The organism is Nonomuraea sp. CA-141351, from assembly GCF_050944675.1.
Taxonomy (GTDB): Bacteria; Actinomycetota; Actinomycetes; order Streptosporangiales; family Streptosporangiaceae; genus Nonomuraea.
The window spans coordinates 5,687,852-5,708,993 of the sequence record NZ_CP191982.1; the positions used below are offsets into that span (position 1 = coordinate 5,687,852).

The following is a 21,142-nucleotide window of genomic DNA, read 5'->3' on the forward strand; positions in this document are numbered from 1 at the left end:
GTTCGCCGGAGCCGGCCGATCCGTTCGAAACCGGCGCCCCGCGCGCCCTCCCCGGGACGCCCGCTCGCACATGATCACCGTCACCGGCACGGACACCACCACGCCGCTCGGCCGTAAGAACGGCGCGGGATGCACGTCACGGCCACAGTGATCAGCACATCGAGGTTCAGATACCGGTTTTCCACGCTCAGTGGCGGTAGGGGCTCATCTGCCCTCCGTGGCAAGCAGACGAGCGTCGGGTTGCCCGGCAGCGGAGGCTACATGGTCGTCCCGCCTGAGACGTCCAGGCGGTGTCCGGTGATGTAGCGGCTGTCGTCGGAGGCCAGGAAGGCGACGGTGTCGGCCACGTCCTGCGGCGTGCCCAGCCGCCCGAGGGGCGTCTGCGACGACAGCCAGGCCAGGGCCTCGCCGACCAGGCGTCCTTGGTGCATGTCGGTGTCGATGACGCCGGGGGCCACGAGGTTGACCGTGATGCCTCGCGGTCCGAGCTGCTTGGCAAGGGCGGTGGTCAGGACGTCGAGCGCGGCCTTGGACATGGCGTAGTCGATCGCCCGGGGCATGGCCGCGCCCCGGGTCAGCATCGTGCCCACGGTGATGATCCGCCCGCCGTCGCGCAGCCGCGGCAGGGCGAGCTGGGTGATGAAGAACGGGGCGGTGGCGTTGACCGCGAACAGGCGCTCGAAGCCCTCCCGGGTGACGCCGTCGATCTCGGTCTGGTCGCCGAGGACGCCCGCGTTGTTGACCAGGATGTCCAGCCCGTCGGCGTGGGCGTCGAAGCCGGCCCACAGGGCTTCGGCGTCGCCTGGCGCGCCCAGCTCGGCCTGGACGGCGAAGGCCTGTCCGCCGGCTGCTTCGATGGCGGCGACGGTGTCCTTGGCGGCGGCGTGGTTGCTGCCGTAATGCACGGCGACGCGGGCGCCTTCGAGGGCCAGCCGGGTGGCGATCGCGCGGCCGATGCCGCGGCTCGCGCCGGTCACCAACGCCGTCTTTCCGGTCAATCTCATCATGATCACGCCTTTCCGTTATGCGGTGTAGGGGTTGGTGGCCTTGGCGTCGCGCAGGATCCGCGCCCACCAGCTCACTTGGTCAAGGAGGGTCTTGGCGGCCGTGGCCGGGCCGACGGGGTCCTTCGGCTGTCCGTTGCCGTCGAAGCACTCCCAGGCGCCGTGGAAGCTGACGGTGTCCCGGGTGGTGACGGCGTGCAGTTCGGCGAAGACGGCACGCAGGTGCTCCACCGCGCGCAGGCCTCCGGAGATGCCGCCGTAGGAGACGAACGCCACCGGCTTGGCGTGGAACTGTGTGTTGTGCCAGTCGATCGCGTTCTTCAGGGCGGCCGGGTAGCTGTGGTTGTACTCGGGGGTCACCACCACGAACGCGTCGGCGGCCGCCAGCCGCGGGGTCAGCTCGCCCAGCGCCCTCAGCACCGGCTCCGGCACGGACATCGACGGAGCCGCCGCCCCGATCGGCGCGTCGGCCAGGTCGATCACGTCGACGTCGAGGTCCGGGCGCGCTGTGGCCTGGCCGGCGAACCAGCCGGCCACGGTCGGGCCGAGGCGGCCGTCGCGGACGCTGCCGACGATGACGGCCAGCCGAAGCGGGTCATCGGTCACGGTGTTCTCCCTTCGTTGCGGCGGCCTCTCGCAGGGCCGCAAGCAGTGTGGTCTCGGTCTGGGATCCGGTGAGCGGGGGCAGGTGCTCGATGAGGAAGACCGGCACGCCGGTGATGCCGAGGCGGCGCACTCGGTCGAGCCGGGCGCGCACGGTGGCGGGAGGCACGCTGCCGATGGCGACGCCGACCTCGGCGGCCAGCTGGGCGAGTGTGGCGGCCTCGCCGATGTGCAGCCCGTCGGTGAAGTGGGCGCGAAAGAGGCGCTCCGCCATGGGTTCGGCCTTGTTCTGGTGTGCGGCGTCGGCGATGAGGCGGTGAGCGTCGAAGGTGCCGGTGGCGATGGCCTTGCCGTACGCGAGCCGGAGGCCTTCGCGGGCCGCGCTTTCGGCGAAGTCGAGCGCGCCGGCGACCGCTTGCGGGCCGAAGGTCTGTTCCAGGACGGTGAGGAGCGGCCGTCCGTCGGTGGGGGCGCCTGGGGCGAGTTCGAAGGGCAGGAACTCCACCGTCACCTCCACGCCCTCGGACCTGACTTGGTTGGCGGCGCGGGCGAAGCGGGTGTAGCCGAGGTAGGAGTGCGAGCAGATGACATCCACCACGATCTGGGCTTTCACGCTGTGCGGCATGCGTCGCTCCCTCACGCGGCCGCGGTTGCGGGTTCGGCCGACGGGGTCCGGTCGCGCAACGGGACCTCGCGGATGAACCAGGCCAGCGCGAAGGCGAGGACGCCCAGCGCGGCCGCGCCGAGGGCCATGGCGTGGATGCCGCTGGAGACGGCGAGGTGAACCGCCTCCTGGGCGGAGGCCGGGAGCTGGGCGAGCGCGCCGGGAGTCAACTGACCGGAGGCGATCCGGGTGCCGGTCGCCGCGCCGAGGCGGTCGATCAGGGTGTCCTGCAGCCGGGCGGTGTACAGGGCGCCCAGGGCGGCCGCACCCAGGGAGGCGCCCATGGTGTGCCAGAGGGTGACCGAACCGCTGGCCGCTCCCATGTCGCGGGGCTCGGCGCTGTTGACGGTGATGATCGTGGTGGACTGCATCAGCAGGCCCACGCCGAGGCCGCCGATCAGCGTGAGGCCGGAGGCGAGCGCCAGGCTGGTGCCGGGCCGCAGCATGAGCAGCACGAGCATGCCGGCCGCCACGGTGGCGCCGCCGAGGATCGGATAGATCCGGTAGCGGCCGGTACGGCTGATCAGCCGGCCGGTGCCGATCAGTACGGTGACCATGCCCAGCATCGAGGGCAGGATCAGCATGCCGCTGGCGATCGGTGAGGCGCCGTGGACCAGCTGCATGTATTGCGGCAGGAAGGTGGCCGCGACCACCATGCCGACGCCGCCCAGGAAGCGGATGACCTGGGCCAGGGTGAAGTTGCGGTCGGCGAACAGCCGCAGCGGGACGATCGGTTCGGCCGCGCGCCGTTCCACGAATACCAGGGCGGCCAGCGCCGCCGGCCCGATCAGGATCAGCCCGAGAATCGGGGCCGAAGCCCAGGCGTACTGGGTGCCGCCCCAGCTGGCGACCAGGCTCAGCGCCACCAGCGCCACGGTCAGCAGCAGCGCCCCCAGGTAATCGACGCGCGCTCTGATCCGGCGCGGCTCCAGCCGTACGGCGGTGCCGATGAGCAGCAAGGCGGCCGCGCCGATGGGGAGATTGACGAAGAACGCCCACCGCCAGCCCAGATGCTCGGCGAACAGGCCACCGAGCAACGGTCCGGCGATGAAGGCGATCGGCATCATCGTCCCGAACAGCCCCATGAGCCTGCCGCTGTGCCGGGGCGGCACCAGCTCGCCGATCAGTGCCAGAGCCCCGGTCATCAGACCTCCCGCGCCCAGCCCCTGCACCATCCGGAAGCCGACGAGCTGGATCATGTCCTGAGCGACTCCCGACAGGCCCGATCCCAGCAGGAAGACCACGATCGAGGCCATGTAGACCGCTTTGCGGCCGTACAGGTCGCCGAGTTTCCCCCAGATCGGTGTCGAGGCGGCCATGCAGATCAAATAGGCCGTCGCCACCCAGGAGAAGTACTCCAGACCGCCGAGATCTTTCATGATCGTCGGCAGTGCGGGCCCGAGCATCATGCCGTCCAACGGGGCTGTGATCATGCCCAGCATCACGCCGATCACGCCCGCGCGAAGCGATCGATCCATGCCTTCTCCATTTCGCGTACTGCGTACTTGAAATGGACCATAGCCATTCAGGTACCATGTACGCAAATGGAGAGAAGGGGTGCGCATGGCCGACGAGGAACCGACCAGCATCTGGATGCAGCCGGAGCGGCACGAGCGCTCCGGACCGGGACGGCGCCCCGGCTACAGCCGTGAGCAGATCACCCGGACGGCCGTCCAGATCGCCGACGCGGAAGGGCTGGAAGCCGCGACCATGCGGCGGATCGCGTGCGAGCTGGGCACCGGCGCCATGTCGCTCTACCGCTACGTGCCCCGGCGCGACGACCTGTCCGATCTCATGATCGACCTGGTGATGGGCGAGATCGAGCTCCCCGGCAGCCCGTCCGGTGACTGGCGCTCCGACCTGACGCTGCTGGCCCGGCAGATCCGCGCCGCAGGCCTACGCCACCCCTGGCTGATCGCGCTGCTCACCGGCCGGCCCACGCTGGGCCCCCACCTGTTGCGCGTGCACGAGTTCGCGCTCGGCGCGTTCGACGGGATCGGACTCGACATCGACGACATCACCGGTTTCGTCGGCATGCTCAACGACTTCATCCACAGCGCGATCCGCCGTGAGATCGGCTGGCTGGAGGAGGCCCGCCGTACCGGCCTGGATCCCGAGCGCTGGAAGCGGGACTACATGGGGCCGTACGTGCGCGAGGTCGTCGAGTCCGGCGCCTTCCCGCTGTTCAGCCGATCGGTTCTCGACTCCCGCACCGCCCACCTGGCCCCGGACGATCGTTTCCGGCACGGGCTCGACCGCATCCTCGACGCCATCGCCGCGCTCATCCCGTCGCTCCGCTCCCGTTGAACCGGAAGGCAGCCCCGCTCCTGCGAAGCAGTGGCCGGGATGTGCACACGTCCGCGGCCCGGGCCAATCCGGTGGCTTGCACTCGTTGCTGCTTGCCGATCTCGGCCGGCGGCGTCTCCAGCGGTGAACTGCCGCTCGAACGGCGCCTCGGCGGTCCCGACTGCGCGCTCGACCTGCTTGGGGGCGGTACTGGTCTGCGGGGGCTACGGCGGGAAGGACAACGCTGACTATCGCCTCTCTCGGCTACGCGCGCACCGCGCCGCTGCCCCGATCGCCCGCCGCCATCTGACCGAGGGGTGTCGGCGGGTCATGGGAACGGGGCGCGATCCGCGATCGGGGATGGAAACCGGCGGCGAGGGTCAGTCGTTGTAGAGCTTGTCGGCCACCGCGCGGATGGTGCGGGTGATGTGTTCGAGGGAGCGCAGGGTGTCGGTGTCGAGGTGTTCGAGGATGCGGCGGTAGTGCTCGAAGCCGGCGTTGTTGATCTCCTCGACCAGGGCGGCGCCGGCGGGGGAGAGCTCGACGCGGCGCACGCGGCGGTCCTGGGGGTCCTCGTGGCGGGTGGCCAGGCCGTGGGCGACGAGGCGGTCGACGAGGCCGGTGACGGTGCCGAGGCTGACGCCCAGGTGGTGGGCGAGGTCCTGTCCTGAGGCGGAGCCGTTGAGGGCCAGGAGCATGACGACATGGAGCTGCCGCATGGTGAGGTTGGAGGAGAACAGGGGGGATCGGTGCTGGGCGAACACTCGCCCCAGACCACGCTGCGTCTCGGTGATCCGGCGGATCAGGTCTTCGCGTTCGTCGCTCACACTCACCTCTCGCTTCCTGAGAAGGTTATCAGGAAAGCTCAATCTGTCTAAATATTCGTACAAGGCGAAGTGTTAGTCTGGGGCGAACTCTTGGAGGGGGACGCCTGTGACCGCATTCGCCCGGTTGAGCTTGGTCAACCGCACACTTGTGATTTTGATCGCGATCGTGCTCAGCGCGTTCGGCGCGTTCACGATTCCGCAGTTGAAACAGCAGTTGCTGCCGTCTTTGAGCTTTCCCGGCGCGTTCGTGGTCGCGTCATATCCGGGCGCCTCGCCCGAGATCGTCGAGGACCAGATCACCAAGCCGATCGAGGACTCCTTCCAGGGCCTGACCGGCATGGAGCAGATGACCTCGACGTCGAAGGAGGGCCTGGCGCAGATCCAGGTCGCCTTCGCCTTCGGCACCGACATCGAGTCCTCGCTGAACAAGATGCAGCAGGCCATCGGCAGGGTCACGCTCCCGGACGGGGTGGATCCGCAGGTGGTGGCGGGCAACACCGACGACATCCCGGTGGTGGTGCTGGCGGTGGGCGACGGCGGCGACGAGCGGGCGATGGCCGACAAGCTGCGCCGGATCATGGTGCCGGAGCTTCAGGGCGTGGAGGGTGTACGGGAGGCGCAGGTCACGGGCACTCGCGACGAGGTCGTGACGATCGAGCCGGACGCCAAGAAGATGGCGGCGGCCGGGGTGTCGGCCTCGCAGATCCCCGAGGTGCTGAAGGCCAACGGCACGCCGATCCCGGCGGGCACGCTGACCTCCGACGGCAAGTCACTGACGGTGCAGGTGGGCGCGCGGGTCGACTCGGTGGCCAAGCTGAAGGACCTCTACCTGACCCCGGCCCAGCCGGCGGCGGTCAACCAGCAGGGCACCCAGCAGGGCACGCAGCAGCCGGGCCAGTCCCAGACGCGGACCCCCACCGGGCAGACGGCGCGGCCGGGCCAGGGGCAGCCGAGCCAGGCGGCCCTGGCACAGCAGCAGGTCAAGCCGAAGCCGCTCAAGCCGGTCAAGCTGGGCGACGTCGCGGAGATCAAGCGGGGGCTGGCGGACGCGACGACGATCACCCGTACGGACGGCCGGTCGAGCCTGGGTGTGTCGGTGACGATGGTGCCCGACGGCAACGCGGTGTCGATCTCGCATGACATCCGCGACAAGCTGCCGGACCTGACCAAGGCGCTGGGCGACGGCTCGGACACGGCGGTGTCGGTGGTGTTCGACCAGGCGCCGTACGTGGAGGAGTCGATCCAGAGCCTGACGACCGAGGGCCTGCTGGGGCTGGCGTTCGCGGTGCTGGTCATCCTGGTGTTCCTGCTGTCGGTGCGTTCGACGCTGGTGACGGCGGTGTCGATCCCGTTGTCGGTGGTGATCGCGCTGATCGTCTTGTACGTGGGCGACTACTCGCTGAACATGCTGACGCTGGGCGCGCTGACGATCGCGGTGGGCCGCGTGGTGGACGACTCGATCGTGGTGCTGGAGAACATCAAGCGGCATCTCGGCTACGGCGAGGCCAAGCTGCAGGCGATCTTGGCGGCGGTGCGCGAGGTGTCGGGCGCGGTGACGGCCTCGACGTTGACGACGGTGGCGGTGTTCGCGCCGATCGCGATCGTGGGCGGCATGGTCGGCGAGCTGTTCGGCCCGTTCGCGGTGACGGTGGCGGTGGCGCTGCTGGCCTCGCTGGTGGTGTCGCTGACGGTGGTGCCGGTCATGGCGTACTGGTTCTTGAAGGCGCCGGATCTGACGCCGGAGCAGGCGCGCAAGCAGCGTGAGGAGGCCGAGGCCAAGGAGCTGCGCTCGCCGTTGCAGCGGGCGTACCTGCCGGTGCTGCGCTTCGCCACCCGGTTCAAGCTGACGACGGTGCTGATCGGGGTGGCGGTGTTCGTCGCCACGATGGGCCTGGCGGGCGGTCTGCAGACGAACTTCCTGGACGCCTCGGGCCAGAACACGATCTCCCTGTCGCAGAAGATGCCGGTCGGCACTGACCTGGCGACCACCGACAAGGCCGCCCAGAAGGTGGAGGGCGTGCTGAAGGACGTCGACGGGGTGGAGACGTACCAGGTGAACGTGGGCGGCGGCAACGCCATGCAGGGCGGCGCGGTCGGCGGCGGCGCGGACCGGGCGTCGTACTCGGTGACGATCAAGGAGGGCTCCGACCCGGAGAAGGTGCAGCAGCAGCTGCGCGACCAGATCAAGGCGCTGTCGGCCGTCGGCGAGGTCACCGTGGGCGGCGCCGGCGGGGGCGGGTTCTCCTCCGACTCGATCGACGTGATCGTGCAGGCGCCCGACGCCGAGACGCTGCGCACGGCGGCCGACACGGTCAAGACCGCGATGGGCGAGGTGTCGGGGCTGCGCGATGTGGCCTCCAACCTGGAGGCCAGCGCGCCGCGGGTCGACGTCGCGGTGGACCGGCAGAAGGCGGCCGAGCGCGGGCTGAGCGAGGCGCAGGTGGGGCAGGCGGTGGCGCAGGCGTTCCGCGGCGCGCCGCTGGGCCAGATCACCTTGGACGGCCGCTCCAGCGACCTGGTGCTGCGCGGCGCGGACGCGCCCGACGACATCAAGGCGATCAAGGACCTGAAGCTGCCGACCGCGGCCGGGCTGGTGAAGCTGTCGTCGGTGGCGGACGTGCGGCAGGTGGCCGGGCCGACGCAGGTGACGCGGATCGACGGTGAGCGTTCGGCGACGGTGTCGGGCAAGGTGGCCGACGCCGGGAACCTGGGCAGCGTGACCCAGGCGCTGACGACCAAGCTGGACGGGCTCGCGCTGGCCTCGGGCGCCACCTACGAGATCGGCGGCGCGTCGGCTGACCAGGCCGATGCGTTCTCCGACCTGGGGATGGCGATGCTGGCGGCGATCGCGATCGTCTTCATGATCATGGTGGCGACGTTCCGCAGCTTCGTGCAGCCGCTGATCCTGCTGGTGTCGATCCCGTTCGCGGCCACGGGCGCGATCGGGCTGCTGGTGGCGACCGACACGGCGATGGGCGTGCCGGCGCTGATCGGCATGCTGATGCTGATCGGTATCGTGGTGACCAACGCGATCGTGCTGATCGACCTGATCAACCAGTACCGCGAGCAGGGCATGGGCGTGGTGGAGGCGGTCATCGAGGGCGGCCGGCGCAGGTTGCGGCCGATCCTGATGACGGCGGTGGCCACGATCTGCGCGCTGACGCCGATGGCGCTGGGAGTGACCGGGTCGGGCGGGTTCATCTCGCAGCCGCTGGCCATCGTGGTGATCGGCGGTCTGATCAGCTCGACCCTGCTCACCTTGATCCTCGTTCCGACGCTCTACACGATGGTCGAACGGGCCAAGGAGCGGATGCGGCGCAAGCCGGCCGAGCCCAAGCACGAGGCGAAGGTCCTGACCCCGGCCTCCTGATCGGGGCCCCGTCGAAGCGCCCGTACGGCTCCGGTGCCGTGCGGGCGCTTCCGTGTGTCCGGACAGTAGAAATCTACTTAGTAAAGGCGGCGGGGATGAGCATGTCCAAGGGGCAGGTCCGTCCGGTGATGGCGGGCCTGGTGCTCGCCATGCTGCTCGCGGCGTTGGACCAGGTGATCGTGGCCACTGCTCGGCCGTGCCCTCGGTTGAGGAGCTCCACGCCCTGCTCAAACCCTTGGTCGCCGCCCTCCACCGTAGATCACCGGGTCACGAGCAGCAGTCCTGAGGCGCCATCGGCGCCGGGCCGCACATCTCCGCGATCCGCGGCACGTTCAGCTGTCCACGGGTTCGGCGCGGTCCGGGCCGCCAGGCCGGCGTCCTTGGCGGCCGGACCCGGTCTCAGGCCATCTCGGGGAAGTCGGTCTCGGTGGTGCCGATCGTCTGGGTCACGGCCGGTCGCGCCGTGCGCAGGTAGCCGTACCAGGCCAGCGCCACCAGGACGGTGGCCAGGAAGGCGAGAACCACGGCGTTCAGCGGCCACTGCGGCCAGGGCACCACGTTGACCCAGAACACGTAGGCCATCCCGGCCACCGACACCACCACGCAGGGCCACAGCAACGGCAGTCGTACCCCCTCGCGGCGCAGGAAGATCGGCGCGGCCAGCGCGACGACCGCATAGGCGATCATGTAGCCGTAGGTGCCGTAGGTGTCGATGTTGACCACGATCTCCATGCCGTCCACGCCGAGAGCGAACAGGATCGAGGTGAGCAGCACGACTCCGGGCGCGACGGCCAGGATGGCGCGGTGCGGCGTCTGCTGGGTGCGGTGGGTACGGCCGAGCGAGGCGGGCAGTACGCCCTCCTTGCCCATGACGAACACGATCCGTCCGATGACGTTGATCGGCGCGACCACCACGGCGAAGAACGACGCGGTGACGCCGAGGCTGAGCACCGGCCTGATCCAGTCGGGCAGTCCGGCGGCCTTGGCCAGCTCGTCGAGCGGGTTCGCGCTCGTGCCCAGGTCGCCGAGCGCGTGGAAGCCGGCGACCTGTACGTAGGAGGCGAAGATGTAGAGCAGGCCGACGCCGAAGGCGCTCCACATGATGGCCCGCGGGATGGCCTTGAACGGGTCCTTGGCCTCCCGGCCGAGCGCGTCGGAGCTGGAGAAACCGACGAAGCCGAGGATGCCCAGCACCATGCCGACCGCGATGCCGTGCGGGGAGGCGCCCGAGAGCGTCAGCTGGTCGGTGTCCACGATTGGGCCGCCGCCCCAGAAGAGCACCACGACCAGCATCAGCGTGATGATCGTGATGGAGATGATCTCCAGGATCAGCGAGATCCTGGCCGAGAGCCGGATGCCCCAGACGGTGAACAGCGTGGCCAGCGAGCCGATCGCGACGGCTAGCACGACGTTCCATGCCGTGCCCTCGATCGGCAGGCCGATCTGCGACAGGAAGACGTTGAAGTGGTAGACGGCCCCGCCGAGGGAGCCGGCCGCGATGCCGAAGCAGCCGATGATGAGCGTGACGCCTGTGAGGTAGGCGCCGAAGGGCCCCAGGCCCTGCGCGGCGTAGTTGTAGAGCGAGCCCGCCGAGGCGCGCCGCTTGGCGAACTGGGCGATGCAGTAGCCGACGGCCAGGATCACGATCGTGGCCAGCGTGAACGACAGCCACGAGGCGTTGCCCGAGCCGGCGTAGATGCCGGCCACGCTGAAGGCGATGACCGCGCTCGGCGCGATGTTGGCGATGGCCTGGGCGACGACCTCGCCGGCCGACATCGCGCCCTGCCTGAGGCCGTCTTCGGCCTGCTGTACGGGGGTCTGGGTCATGGGGGATGTCTCCTCAGGGGATCAGGAGGGTACGCAGTGCCTCGCCGCTGGCCAGGGCTTCCAGCGCGAGGGGGGCTTCGTCGAGGGCGGCGCGGCGGCTGACCAGCTGGTCGAGCCGGAGCAGGCCGTCCATGTAGCGGTCGACCAGCGCCGGGATGTCGATCGCCGGGCGGACGCTGCCGTAGTTGGAGCCGAGGATGCGCTGGTCGGCCTCGGCCAGCACGAGCGGGTCGAAGCGGGCCAGGGTGTTCTTGGGCGGCAGCCCGACCGCGACGGCCGCGCCGCCCAGGCCGAGCATCTTGATCGCGGCCTCCAGCGTGGACTGGTGGCCCACCGCGTCGAAGGCGTAGTCGACGCCGTCGGGTAGCAGGTCGCGCAGCGCCTCGACCGGGTCCTCGCCGGGCAGCTGGTCGGTGGCGCCGAGCGCGGCGGCCAGGGCGGTCTTCTCCGGCCGGGTGTCGATGGCGATGATCCGCTCGGCGCCGGCCAGCTTGGCGCCCTGCACGACGGACAGTCCGACGCCGCCGCAGCCGATCACGGCCACCGTGCTGCCCGGCACCACCGCGGCGGTGTTGGTCACCGCGCCGACCCCGGTCGCGACCGCGCATCCGACCAGGGCCACCGTGTCGAGCGGGGCGTCGTCGCGGACCTTGACCGCGCCGGAGGCGGGGACCACGGTCTCCTCGGCGAAGGACGAGACGCCCAGGTAGTGGTAGACGGTCTCGCCGCCGCGGCTGAGCCTGCTGGTGCCGTCCTGCAGCACGCCGCCCGGGGCCACGACGTTGGCCGCGACCTGGCAGCGGGCTTCGTGGCCGGACCGGCAGTACCGGCATCGGCCGCAGGGGGCGACCCATGAAAGCACCACGTGGTCGCCCTCGGCCAGGCTGGTGACGCCCGGCCCGAGCGCGGTGACGACGCCGGAGCCCTCGTGGCCCATCACCAGGGGAGCCTGGACGTCCCACTCGCCGCGCCGGACGTGGAGGTCCGATCCGCACACCCCGGCGGCGGCGATCTTCACCCGTACCTCGCCCGGACCGGGCGGGGCCAGGTCCACGTCCTGGATGGTGACGGGGGACTCGGCCGACTCGAATACCGCGGCTCGCACGTGACCTCCTCGATAGGGCCGGGAACAGGGAAGATGTCACCCGGCGTTACGCAACGTGATGGCCATGGTATGAATTGGCGCCTGGGCGCAGCATGTGGCCAAATGTCCATTGAGCGGGGATAAGGGCGACGATTGGCAATGTTGGAGACGGTCGGGGACGTCGCGCAGCGCTTCCGGCTACGCGTGCTGTCCGGCGATTCCGCCCTCGACCGGCCCATCCGCTGGACCCATCTGTCAGAGCTCGCCGACCCCACCCCGTGGCTGCAGGGCGGCGAGCTGCTGCTGACGGTCGGGCTCACCCTCGACGACCCCGCAGGCCAGTGTGCTTATGCCGAACGCCTGGCCGAGGCCGGGGTGGCCGCGATCGGGTTCGGCGTCGGGCCACACCATGTCAGGACGCCGCGTGCTCTCGTCGAGGCGGCACAGGCGTGCGGCCTGCCGGTCCTCGAGGTGCCCGCCGGGGTCGCCTTCCAGGATGTCACCTTCGAGCTCAACGCCGATTTGCTGCGCTCCGACGCGGCCCAGGCGCGGCTGACCGCCGAGGGTGTCTCGGCCATGACCAGGGTGGCCCGCAGCGCAGGCACCCAGGGCATCGTCACCGTGCTGGCCGCCCGCATCGACAGCTGGGCCGTGCTGCTCGACCGGCACGGCAAGGTGCACGCGGCCGTGGGCGCCGCGCGGGTGCACATCGACGACGCCCGTGCCGCCGCCTCCGGCCAGCGCTCGCGCATCCGGCATCCGAACATCACCGTGTACGGCGTGGGCGACCCCGTCCGCCCGCGCGCTCACCTGGTGGTGGCCGCGCGCCCCGACAGGATCAGCCTCACCAGGGAGCTGGCCCAGCACGCCGCGCTCCTGCTCGACCTGGCGCTCAACCCGCTCAGCGGCGGCGACACCTGGCATCTGACCAGGGCCGACGCGGTGGACGCGCTCATGTCGGGGGATCAGGGCCTCATCGAGCGGGTGGCCGCCCGATGGAACCGGCCCGCCGGCGACGTGGCCGTGGCGCTGCTGCGCTCGCGCTCGCGCGCCGTACCGCTGGAGGAGAGCGTGCTGGACTGGTGTGCCGAGCTGGACCTGCCGCAGCTCGTCAGCTCCGACTCCTCCCAGGTCACGGTGCTCGTCCCGGAGGGCGAGCTGGGCCGCTGGGCCGATCGCGTGCGCGCGGCCGCCGCCGACGGCGTCCCGGCCCGCTGCGGCATGGGAACCGCACAGCCGCTCGTCCGCGCCGAGCTCAGCCGCCAGCAGGCCGAGCAGGCACTGGCCGTGGCCGTGGCCGACGCCGAGCCCATGGTCGTCTTCGGCGAGCTGGCCACCGGGCGGCTGGTGCTGCAGCGCCTCGACCCGGCCGCGCAGGCGGCGCTGCGTTCACCGTTGCTGGCGCTGCTGGACAACCCGGTGCTGCTGCGGTCGCTGCAGGTGTTCCTCAGCGAGAACGCCGGCTGGGAGGCCGCCTCGTCACAGCTCGGCATCCACCGGCACACGCTGCGCCAGCGCATCGCCCGGGTCGAGGAGCTGACCGGGCTGTCGATCAACGCCACCGAGGACCGGGTGATCGCCTGGCTGGCGCTGCAGGCGCTGGCGACCCACCAGCCGCCGCCCCACGGGGATCGACGCAGTTGACGCAGGACGTCAGCTGAGAGTCGCCGCGGAGGTCCTCACCCCAGTCTCCTGATCGGGGCGCCGAAGCGCCCGTACGGCCCGGTGCCGTGCGGGCGCCGGCAGGTCAATAGACTTGTCCGACGTGACGTCCAAGCCGCGTATCCCGAATGTCCTGGCCTCCCGTTATGCCTCGCCGGACCTGGCCCGCCTGTGGTCTCCCGACTACAAGGTCGTCGCCGAGCGGCGGTTGTGGCTGGCGGTGCTGCGGGCGCAGGCCGAGCTGGGGGTGTCGGTCCCCGAGGGCGCGATCGACGACTACGACAAGGTGGTCGAGCAGGTCGATCTCGACTCGATCGCGGCCCGCGAGCGGGTGACCCGGCACGATGTGAAGGCGCGCATCGAGGAGTTCAACGCGCTGGCCGGCCACGAGCAGGTGCACAAGGGCATGACCTCGCGCGACCTGACGGAGAACGTCGAGCAGCTGCAGGTGCGCGACAGCCTGCTGCTGGTGCGTGACCGGGTGGTGGCGCTGCTGTCCCGCCTGGCGCAGCTGGCCGTCGAGCACGAGGCCACGGTGATCGCCGGCCGTTCCCACAACGTGGCGGCGCAGGCCACCACGCTGGGCAAGCGGTTCGCCACGGCGGCCGACGAGCTGCTGGTGGCCTACCGGCGGCTGGAGGAGCTGATCGGCCGCTACCCGCTGCGCGGCATCAAGGGCCCGGTCGGCACCGCTCAGGACATGCTCGACCTGCTGGGCGGCGATCGGGGCAAGCTGGCCGAGCTGGAGGGGCGGGTGGCCGCCCACCTGGGCTTTTCCGAGCGTTTCACCAGCGTCGGGCAGGTTTATCCGCGCTCGCTGGACTTCGAGGTGGTCAGCGCGCTGGTGCAGCTGGCGGCGGCGCCGTCGTCGCTGGCCAAGACGATCCGGCTGATGGCCGGGCACGAGCTGGTCACCGAGGGGTTCAAGGAGGGGCAGGTCGGTTCGTCGGCGATGCCGCACAAGATGAACACCCGTTCCTGCGAGCGGGTCAACGGCCTGGCCGTGGTGCTGCGCGGCTACGCCTCGATGGCCGGTGAGCTGGCGGGCGACCAGTGGAACGAGGGCGACGTGTCGTGCTCGGTGGTGCGGCGCGTGGCGCTGCCGGATGCGTTCTTCGCCTTCGACGGGCTGGTGGAGACGATGCTGACGGTGCTGGAGGAGTTCGGCGCCTTCCCCGCGGTCATCTCCGCGGAGCTGGACCGCTACCTGCCGTTCCTGGCGACGACGAAGATGCTGATGGCGGCGGTGCGGGCCGGGGTGGGCCGGGAGACGGCGCACGAGCTGATCAAGGAGCACGCGGTGGCGGCGGCGCTGGCGATGCGCTCGCGCGGCGCCGCCAACGAGCTGCTCGACCGGCTGGCCGCCGACGCCCGTTTCCCGCTGGAGCGCGCCCAGCTGGACGGGCTGCTGGCCGATCGGGTGTCGTTCACCGGCGCGGCGGCCGACCAGGTGGAGGCGGTCGCGCAGCGGGTGGGCGAGGTCGTGGCGGCGCACCCGCAGGCGGCCGCGTACCGGCCCGGCGCGATCTTGTGACGATCCGCGAGCTGCGCGACGTCCGCCAGGTGCGGCAGGCGTGCGGCGACGACGACCTGCTGGTATGGGCGGCGCAGGGCCTGCGCGGGGGCGCGCGGGCGTGGGCGCTGGGGGACGCGGTCGTGGCCGCCGGTCCCGGCGCGTCGCGGCGGGACCGGCTGGGCGTGTGGGGCGGGGTCTCGTGCGCGGTGGAGCTGGTGGGCCACGCACTCGCCGAGCTGGGCCCCTCCTTCCGGCCGTTCGGGGAACGGGAGCTGGTACGCGAGGTGACGGCGAAGCTGGACGGGGTGGAGCCGGCCGGGGAGTTCTCCTGGATGAGCCTGCACACGCTGGAAGGTGCTTCGCCTGATGAGGTGGGCTGGCTGGAGCCGGCCGCCGACGCGGAGATCGCGGCGCTGCTGGCCTCGGCCGCGCCGGAGTCGTACGCGGTGCCAGGCATCGCCGGGGTGAGCCGCTGGGCGGGCGTGCGCGTGGAGGGGCGGCTGGCGGCGGTGGCGGCGGACGCCTGGTCGGCGCCCACGGTGGGGCTGCTGGCCGGGGTCGCCACCCGGGCGCCTTTTCGCGGGCGGGGCCTGGCCGAACGGGTGTGCCGGTGGGTGTCGCGTGAGCTGCTGGCGGCCTACGGGCGGGCGGCGCTGATGGTGGACGACGGCAACGCGGCGGCCATCACCGTCTACGAGCGGATCGGCTACCGGCGGCGGCGCGTGATGGCCTCCCACGTGACCCCCTGACCCGCCCTGTCACCGCAGAGTCGGGGCCGGAGGAAAACCGGGTGAGGTTCGGACGGCGCTGGGGCAGAGTTGACGGCGTGATGTCCAATTTTGTTCCTGGTATTGAGTTGTCGCGCGCCTTCTACGGCGAAGTGGTGGCGCCTTTGGTTCCCGGGGTGGCGCACAGTGCCGCATTGATCGGGCCGGGGTCGGAGGTGCTGGCGTTCGACACCGCCCGCTCGGCCGACCACGACTGGGGGCCGCGGGTGCTGGTGTTCGTGGCCCCAGAGGCGGTGGCCGAGGTGCGGGCGAAGGTGGTGGCCGGCCTGCCGGCGCGTTTCCGCGGCTTTCCCACCGTGTTCGGCTACCACGGCAACATGCAGCCCGGGGTGACGGTGACGGAGCTGGGGCAGTGGCTGGTGGAACGGCTCGGCTTCGACCCCCGGGACGGGGTGTCGCTGCTGGACTGGCTGTCGGCGCCGTGGCAGAGCCTGGCCGAGGTGACCCGGGGCGAGGTGTTCCACGACGGGCTGGACGGCGCCGTCACAGGGGGCGGGCTGGAGGCGGCCAGAGCGGCGCTGAGCTGGTATCCGCGGGATGTGTGGCGGTATGTGCTGGCGTGTCAGTGGCGGCGCATCGCGCAGGAGGAGCCGTTCCCCGGCCGGTGCGGCGAGGTGGGCGACGAGCTCGGCTCGGCCGTGGTGGGGGCGCGGCTGGCCCGGGAGGTGATGCGGCTGGCGCTGCTGCTGCGGCGGCGCTACCCGCCGTACGCGAAATGGCTCGGCAGCGCGCTGGCGCGCATGCCGGGCTCGACCGAACTGGGGGAGAGCCTCGGGGCGGCACTGGCTGCCCGCTCCTGGCGGGAGCGGCAGCAGGGACTGTCGGGTGCGTACGCGCGGGTGGCGGCGCTGCAGAACCGCGTGGCGCTGGCCGAGCCGGTGGATGAGCGGGTACGGCCCTTCTTCGACCGGCCGTTCGAGGTGATCGGAGGGGACCGGTTCGCCGAGGCGTTGATGGCGTCGGTGTCCGATCCCACGATCAGGGACCTGCCGGTGGTGGGGTGCGTGGATCAGCTGTCTGACTCGACGGACCTGCTGATGCAACCGGGGCGGGCACGGCCGGTGACGGCGGCGGCGCTCGGCCTCAAAGCTTAGTGATCTACATTGTAAAGGTCGTGGGTGATGTAAGCGCCATCCATTACGCCAGGCAACCCCTTATCTGCGAGGGAAAACGCCGGCTCCTCGACGTGGATGGTGGGTCGCCGATGTGGGTGATCGCACCCGATTGGAGGCGGGGCGTGGTGAAGGGCGCGGGCGGAGGGTGCCGACGGTGGCGATGTAGTTCTCGTGGATATGCCTAGGTGGTGCGGCGGGCGTTGGCGTGGATGGCCTGGCGGAGGTAGGCGGCCAGGCCGGGGGCGTGGGCGTCGTAGACGGCGGTGTAGCGGGGGTCGCCGGTGTACAGGTCGCCCAGGCATCGGTGGATGTCGTAGGTGCAGGTGTAGAACCAGCGGGTGATGTGGCCGCGGTGGCGTTCGGCGAGGTCCATGGTGTGCCGGCTGTCGGCGGGCCGGCCGGTTTGGAAGGCGGCGGCCAGGTCGGCGGTGATGGCGGCGGCTTCGGCTTTGATCTGGAGCCAGTCGTCTTTGGTGTAGGAGGCGATGCGGCGGCTGCTTTCGGCGTATTCGGGGGTGTGGCTCCAGCGGCGCTGGACTTCGGCGTCGTGGTCTTCGGGGCGGAAGTCGCCGAAGACCTCCAGGCGTTCGGCGGGGGTGAGGGGGATGTTCGTGGTGTGGGCGTTCATGGCGCGTTCGACGGCGGCGATGAGCTGGTGGAGGTGTTCGGCTTTGCGGGTGAGCAGTTGGTGCTGGCGGCGCAGGTGGGCGAGGTCGTCGGTGGTGCTTTCGCTGAGGATGGCGGCGATCTCGTCGAGGGGGAAGCCGAGTTCGCGGTAGAGGAGGATCTGCTGCAGGCGGGCGAGGTCGGCGTGGGTGTAGCGGCGGTAGCCGGCGTGGGTGCGCTGGCCGGGGGTGAGCAGGCCGATCTGGTCGTAGTGGTGCAGGGTGCGGATGGTGATGCCGGCCAGCTTGGCGACCTGCCCTACGGGGAAGCTCATGGGTTCCAGCTTGCCGTGGGGTGGGCTTGACTTCTTCTCGGGACTACGTAGGTACTCGAAATAGGTACCCAAGTAGGGGTTTCTCACGTCTTTTTGTGGCGGGTGGTGAGGCAGTCTGAAGGTGTAGGAGAAGGCTGGATGTGAGGAACGGGGGATCAGCATCATGTGCACGCATCAGCCTCCTTGTCCTCCCGCGGACGCCATCGATCATCAGGCCGCGCGTCTGGTGGCGTACCACCCAGAGCAAGGATGGGGACTTCTGTGCAACGGGGTCGTGTTCTTCGACGACACGGGCGAGCTGCTGCCGGACGGCCGCAGCGTCGTGCCTGCACTGAGCGGGCAGGCGGCATGAACGCGCCGCTGACGTCGTGGACGTTCACGCCTGGGGCCTGCTCGGTGTTCAGGGCTCGGCATGCGGCCAGGGCCCAGCTCGTGGAATGGGGGCTGCAGCACGTGTGTGAGTTCGCCGAGCTGCTGATCAGCGAGCTGGTCACCAACGCGGTGCGGCATGCGCGTGGGATCGTGCGCCTGAGCCTGTCGGCCGCCGATGGGCTGCTGCGCTGCGAGGTCGAGGACTCCAGCCCTCTGCTTCCTCGCCCGCGCTTGGCCGCCGACGACGATGAGGGGTCGCGCGGGCTGCTGCTGGTGGAGGTGCTGTCGTCGGGTTGGGGCAGCGTCCCGACGGGCCGGGGCAAGGTCGTCTGGTTCGAGCTGCCCGTGCCGGTGCCGGCCACGCTGGACGCCTGATGTGTCAGTGCGGCGAGTACGGCCGCGCATCGCGCAGTTAGTCCGGCTCTCGGGCGAACAACTCCTTCTCCTGCCGCGCGTCCTTTCTTGCGTTCCCCCTGCCGGCCTGCCGGTGAAGTACGCCGTAGCCGTGCCGCTGTTACGCCATGCGATGGCCAAATCTTGTTGTGGGTTCTTGACCGTGCTCGTCTGGGATAACGGCCGGGACATAACCTGGACCACGTGGGATGCGGTCGGATGGAGACCCGCCGGCCGCATCGCGGAAGGCGCCAATGACAGCGGTGACTGCCGGCACCGTCCGGGGGCGGCCCAGCGGCGGGCTGCCTGCCGAGGTGACGAGTTTCGTGGGGCGTCGGCACGAGGTGGCCGAGGTCAAGCAGCTGCTGTCCGCTTCCAGGACTGTGACGCTGACCGGCGTGGGCGGAGTCGGCAAGACCCGCCTGGCGCTGCGGGTCGGCCAGGAGGTACGGCGGGCCTTTCGCGACGGCGTCTGGCTGGTCGAACTGGCCGAGCTGGACTGCTCCTCCATGCTCGCCCAGGCTGTGGCCGAGGCGCTGGAGATCCGCGATCAGATCGGCGACCCCCCGATGCGGGTGCTGACCCGCTACCTGCGCGACAAGCAGGCACTGCTGATCCTGGACAACTGCGAGCACATGGTGGGCGAATGTGCGGTGCTGGCCGAGACGCTGCTGCGCGCGGCCCCCGACCTGCGGGTGCTGGCCACCAGCCGGCAGGCGCTGGGTATCGCCAGCGAGCAGGTGGTGCCTGTGGCGCCGCTGCCGCTGCCGGGTTGGGAGGTGCCGCGGCCGCCGTTGGAGACGCTGGTGAAGCAGGATGCGGTGCGGTTGTTCACCGAACGGGCCCGCGCGGTATTGCCCGCATTCGCCGTCGACGACGACAACCGCGACGTCGTCACCCGTATCGTGCGCCGTCTGGACGGGCTGCCGCTGGGCATCGAACTGGCCGCGGTCCGGCTGCGCGCCCTGTCGGTTCAGCAGCTGCTCGACCGGCTCGACGACCGTTTCCGCCTGCTGACCGCCGGGTCCAGAGCGGTACTGCCCCGGCACCAGACGTTGCGGGCACTGATCGATTGGAGTTACGCGCTACGCCTGGAAGAAGAACGCCTGCTGTGGCAGCGGGCCTCGGTCTTCGCCGGGGGATTGGACCTGGAGGCGGCCGAGACGGTCTGCAGCGGGGACGGAATCGCCCGGGAGGATGTGATCGACCTGGTGATCGGCCTGGTGGACAAGTCCGTGCTGATTCGAGAAGACCACCCGGGCGGCGTGCGCTACCGCATGCTGGAAACGCTTCGCCAGTACGGACGTCAACAGCTGGCCGGCTCCGGCCGCGAGGCCGAGTTGCAGGCACGGCACCGTGGTTATTATCGCGACCTTGCCGCGCAGGCGCGGGCGGAGCTGTTCGGGCCCGAGCAGATCGCCTGGTTCGCCCGGCTGCAGAGGGAGCACGCCAACCTGCGGGCCGCGCTCGACAGCTGGCTGAGCACGCCGCAGGGGGCCCCCGCGGCGCTGAGCATGGCGGGCGATCTGCTGTATCACTGGATCACCAGTTATTACCTGGGTGAGGGGCGCGGCTGGCTGGCGCGGGCGCTGGCCGCCGACACCGAGCCCGGCACGGTGCGCGCTGAGGCGCTGTGGGCTGCCAGCTGGCTGGCGGTCATTCAGGCCGACATGCCCGCCGCCACCGCGATGCTGGAGGAAAGCCGCCGTATCGGGGAGCGGTTGCACGACGAGCCGGTCTTGGCCTACGTGGCGCTGTTCTCCGGGATGGTGGCCATGTACGAGGGGCGGACGGAGGCCGCGATCGAGCTATACAGGGACGCCCTGGCCCGCCACCGCCGGCACGGCGACCCGGTGGGGATCGCGCTGTCGCTCATCCGGCTGACGCTCGCCCACTCGTTCCTGGGGGACTCCTCGCGCGCCATCGCGGCGGGCGAGGAGTGCCTGACGGTGTGCGATGCCTACGGGGAGGGCTGGCACAAGGCGTACACGATGATGGCGCTGGGCGTGGAGGTGTGGCGGCAGGAGGACCTGGCGCGGGCGGCGGAGCTGGAGACGCAGAGCCTGACCTTCAACCGCTCGCTCGGTGACCGGCTCGGCGCGGGCCTCAACATCGAGGTGCTGGCCTGGATCGCGGCCAGTCAGGGCCACCACCAGCAGGCCGCGCGGCTGCTGGGGGTCTTGGAGACGATGTGGAGCTCCGTTGGGGCGCCGCTGTCGGGGTACGGGCACCTGGCCCGCTACCACGAGGAGTGCCAGGCGGCGATGCGTCAGGCTCTGGGGGAGGCGGCGTTCGAGGCGGCCGTGCGGCGTGGCGCCGGCCTACCCCTGGATGAGGCGCTCGCGTACGCGTTGCGGGAGGACAAGCCCGAGCAGGCGGCCAAGGGGGAGACGCCGCTGACACGGCGGGAGACGGAGATCGCCGATCTGGTCGCCCAGGGGCTGACGAACAAGGAGATCGCGGCGGCCCTGGTGATCGCCCAGCGGACCGCCGAGGGGCATATCGAGCACATTTTGAGCAAGCTGGGGTTCAGCTCGCGGGCGCAGATCGCGGTGTGGGTGGGGGAGCGGGCTCGCGCCGACGGCCATGACCGGCCTTGAGGTGCTCGTTTGAACAGCGGAACCGACGCCGCCGGTTCCGCTGTTGTTCATGGGTGTCAGTACGGCAGCGGCCGCCCTGACGGGGTCCGCA

Annotated in this window: 17 protein-coding genes; 9 read left to right on the forward strand and 8 right to left on the reverse strand. The window is 70.8% G+C overall.

All coding sequences use genetic code 11. The features are described 5' to 3' along the window. Window positions 1-257 precede the first annotated feature (257 nt). The 4 genes from ACQPWU_RS26820 to ACQPWU_RS26835 are packed head-to-tail and all read right to left on the reverse strand — an operon-like array spanning window position 258 to window position 3,749. Complete coding sequence (locus ACQPWU_RS26820; protein WP_433444470.1) at window positions 258-1,007, reverse strand: SDR family oxidoreductase; 750 nt, start codon at window positions 1,005-1,007, stop codon at window positions 258-260. Window positions 1,008-1,022: 15 nt separating this feature from the next. Further along, on the reverse strand, window positions 1,023-1,610 hold the full coding sequence (locus tag ACQPWU_RS26825) for an NADPH-dependent FMN reductase (RefSeq protein WP_433444471.1): 588 nt from the start codon (window positions 1,608-1,610) through the stop codon (window positions 1,023-1,025). Further along, complete coding sequence (locus ACQPWU_RS26830) at window positions 1,600-2,232, reverse strand: DsbA family oxidoreductase (protein ID WP_433444472.1); 633 nt, start codon at window positions 2,230-2,232, stop codon at window positions 1,600-1,602. The genes ACQPWU_RS26825 and ACQPWU_RS26830 overlap by 11 nt, the downstream gene beginning before the upstream one ends. 11 nt (window positions 2,233-2,243) lie before the next feature. Continuing rightward, entirely contained in the window at window positions 2,244-3,749 is a 1,506-nt protein-coding gene (locus ACQPWU_RS26835) for an MDR family MFS transporter (protein WP_433444473.1), read from the reverse strand. Between the two features lie 85 nt (window positions 3,750-3,834). On the opposite strand from ACQPWU_RS26835, the gene ACQPWU_RS26840 reads away from it, so the two are divergent. Next, window positions 3,835-4,578, forward strand: a complete 744-nt coding sequence (locus ACQPWU_RS26840; RefSeq protein WP_433444474.1) for a TetR/AcrR family transcriptional regulator — start codon at window positions 3,835-3,837, stop codon at window positions 4,576-4,578. 359 nt (window positions 4,579-4,937) lie between these two features. Here ACQPWU_RS26840 and ACQPWU_RS26845 read toward each other — a convergent pair whose 3' ends face one another. Further along, complete coding sequence (locus ACQPWU_RS26845; protein WP_360710007.1) at window positions 4,938-5,390, reverse strand: MarR family winged helix-turn-helix transcriptional regulator; 453 nt, start codon at window positions 5,388-5,390, stop codon at window positions 4,938-4,940. Between the two features lie 100 nt (window positions 5,391-5,490). On the opposite strand from ACQPWU_RS26845, the gene ACQPWU_RS26850 reads away from it, so the two are divergent. Further along, complete coding sequence (locus ACQPWU_RS26850) at window positions 5,491-8,754, forward strand: efflux RND transporter permease subunit (RefSeq protein ID WP_433444475.1); 3,264 nt, start codon at window positions 5,491-5,493, stop codon at window positions 8,752-8,754. Between the two features lie 399 nt (window positions 8,755-9,153). On the opposite strand, the gene ACQPWU_RS26855 is transcribed toward ACQPWU_RS26850, so the two are convergent. Together ACQPWU_RS26855 and ACQPWU_RS26860 are read right to left on the reverse strand one after the other, a co-directional pair. Beyond that, the gene (locus ACQPWU_RS26855; RefSeq protein ID WP_433444476.1) at window positions 9,154-10,581 is read right to left on the reverse strand and encodes an APC family permease; all 1,428 of its coding nucleotides are present in this window, start codon (window positions 10,579-10,581) and stop codon (window positions 9,154-9,156) included. A 13-nt stretch (window positions 10,582-10,594) separates the two neighbouring features. Continuing rightward, window positions 10,595-11,686, reverse strand: coding sequence for a Zn-dependent alcohol dehydrogenase (locus ACQPWU_RS26860; RefSeq protein ID WP_433444477.1), 1,092 nt, complete (start codon window positions 11,684-11,686; stop codon window positions 10,595-10,597). Window positions 11,687-11,824: 138 nt separating this feature from the next. Between ACQPWU_RS26860 and ACQPWU_RS26865 the strand changes: the two genes are divergently transcribed. The 4 genes from ACQPWU_RS26865 (at window position 11,825) to ACQPWU_RS26880 (ending at window position 16,725) form a co-directional block, all read left to right on the forward strand. Then, window positions 11,825-13,309 carry a PucR family transcriptional regulator gene (locus tag ACQPWU_RS26865; RefSeq protein WP_433444478.1) on the forward strand — a complete coding sequence of 495 codons (1,485 nt, stop codon included), beginning with the start codon at window positions 11,825-11,827 and terminating at the stop codon, window positions 13,307-13,309. 121 nt (window positions 13,310-13,430) lie between these two features. Further along, window positions 13,431-14,861: an adenylosuccinate lyase gene (purB, locus tag ACQPWU_RS26870; RefSeq protein ID WP_433444479.1), complete on the forward strand. Its 1,431-nt coding sequence runs from the start codon at window positions 13,431-13,433 to the stop codon at window positions 14,859-14,861. After that, entirely contained in the window at window positions 14,858-15,592 is a 735-nt protein-coding gene (locus ACQPWU_RS26875; protein WP_433444480.1) for a GNAT family N-acetyltransferase, read from the forward strand. The genes purB and ACQPWU_RS26875 overlap by 4 nt, the downstream gene beginning before the upstream one ends. 80 nt (window positions 15,593-15,672) lie before the next feature. Further along, the gene (locus tag ACQPWU_RS26880; RefSeq protein WP_433444481.1) at window positions 15,673-16,725 is read left to right on the forward strand and encodes a DUF4037 domain-containing protein; all 1,053 of its coding nucleotides are present in this window, start codon (window positions 15,673-15,675) and stop codon (window positions 16,723-16,725) included. A gap of 202 nt (window positions 16,726-16,927) precedes the next feature. Here the strand turns inward: ACQPWU_RS26880 and ACQPWU_RS26885 are convergent, their stop codons facing one another. Further along, on the reverse strand, window positions 16,928-17,686 hold the full coding sequence (locus ACQPWU_RS26885; RefSeq protein ID WP_433444482.1) for a MerR family transcriptional regulator: 759 nt from the start codon (window positions 17,684-17,686) through the stop codon (window positions 16,928-16,930). Between the two features lie 163 nt (window positions 17,687-17,849). Here ACQPWU_RS26885 and ACQPWU_RS26890 point away from each other — a divergent pair, with 163 nt between their 5' ends. The 3 genes from ACQPWU_RS26890 to ACQPWU_RS26900 all read left to right on the forward strand — a co-directional run bounded on the left by ACQPWU_RS26890 (window position 17,850) and on the right by ACQPWU_RS26900 (window position 21,051). Beyond that, window positions 17,850-18,038, forward strand: coding sequence for a DUF5999 family protein (locus tag ACQPWU_RS26890; RefSeq protein WP_360714116.1), 189 nt, complete (start codon window positions 17,850-17,852; stop codon window positions 18,036-18,038). Continuing rightward, window positions 18,035-18,433 (forward strand): ATP-binding protein, encoded by a 399-nt coding sequence (locus tag ACQPWU_RS26895; protein ID WP_433444483.1) that lies wholly within the window; start codon window positions 18,035-18,037, stop codon window positions 18,431-18,433. The genes ACQPWU_RS26890 and ACQPWU_RS26895 overlap by 4 nt, the downstream gene beginning before the upstream one ends. A 272-nt stretch (window positions 18,434-18,705) precedes the next feature. After that, entirely contained in the window at window positions 18,706-21,051 is a 2,346-nt protein-coding gene (locus ACQPWU_RS26900; protein ID WP_433444484.1) for an ATP-binding protein, read from the forward strand. The last annotated feature ends 91 nt before the right edge of the window (window positions 21,052-21,142 follow it).

Excerpts from the sequence above, each read along its gene's own strand:
- ACQPWU_RS26895 (WP_433444483.1), top strand. The coding sequence starts at position 18,035 with ATGAACGCGCCGCTGACGTCGTGGACGTTCACGCCTGGGGCCTGCTCG.
- ACQPWU_RS26900 (WP_433444484.1), top strand. The coding sequence starts at position 18,706 with ATGACAGCGGTGACTGCCGGCACCGTCCGGGGGCGGCCCAGCGGCGGG.
- ACQPWU_RS26855 (WP_433444476.1), bottom strand. The coding sequence starts at position 10,581 with ATGACCCAGACCCCCGTACAGCAGGCCGAAGACGGCCTCAGGCAGGGC.
- ACQPWU_RS26890 (WP_360714116.1), top strand. The coding sequence starts at position 17,850 with ATGTGCACGCATCAGCCTCCTTGTCCTCCCGCGGACGCCATCGATCAT.
- ACQPWU_RS26820 (WP_433444470.1), bottom strand. The coding sequence starts at position 1,007 with ATGATGAGATTGACCGGAAAGACGGCGTTGGTGACCGGCGCGAGCCGC.
- ACQPWU_RS26830 (WP_433444472.1), bottom strand. The coding sequence starts at position 2,232 with ATGCCGCACAGCGTGAAAGCCCAGATCGTGGTGGATGTCATCTGCTCG.
- ACQPWU_RS26880 (WP_433444481.1), top strand. The coding sequence starts at position 15,673 with ATGTCCAATTTTGTTCCTGGTATTGAGTTGTCGCGCGCCTTCTACGGC.
- ACQPWU_RS26885 (WP_433444482.1), bottom strand. The coding sequence starts at position 17,686 with ATGAGCTTCCCCGTAGGGCAGGTCGCCAAGCTGGCCGGCATCACCATC.
- ACQPWU_RS26865 (WP_433444478.1), top strand. The coding sequence starts at position 11,825 with ATGTTGGAGACGGTCGGGGACGTCGCGCAGCGCTTCCGGCTACGCGTG.
- ACQPWU_RS26835 (WP_433444473.1), bottom strand. The coding sequence starts at position 3,749 with ATGGATCGATCGCTTCGCGCGGGCGTGATCGGCGTGATGCTGGGCATG.
- ACQPWU_RS26840 (WP_433444474.1), top strand. The coding sequence starts at position 3,835 with ATGGCCGACGAGGAACCGACCAGCATCTGGATGCAGCCGGAGCGGCAC.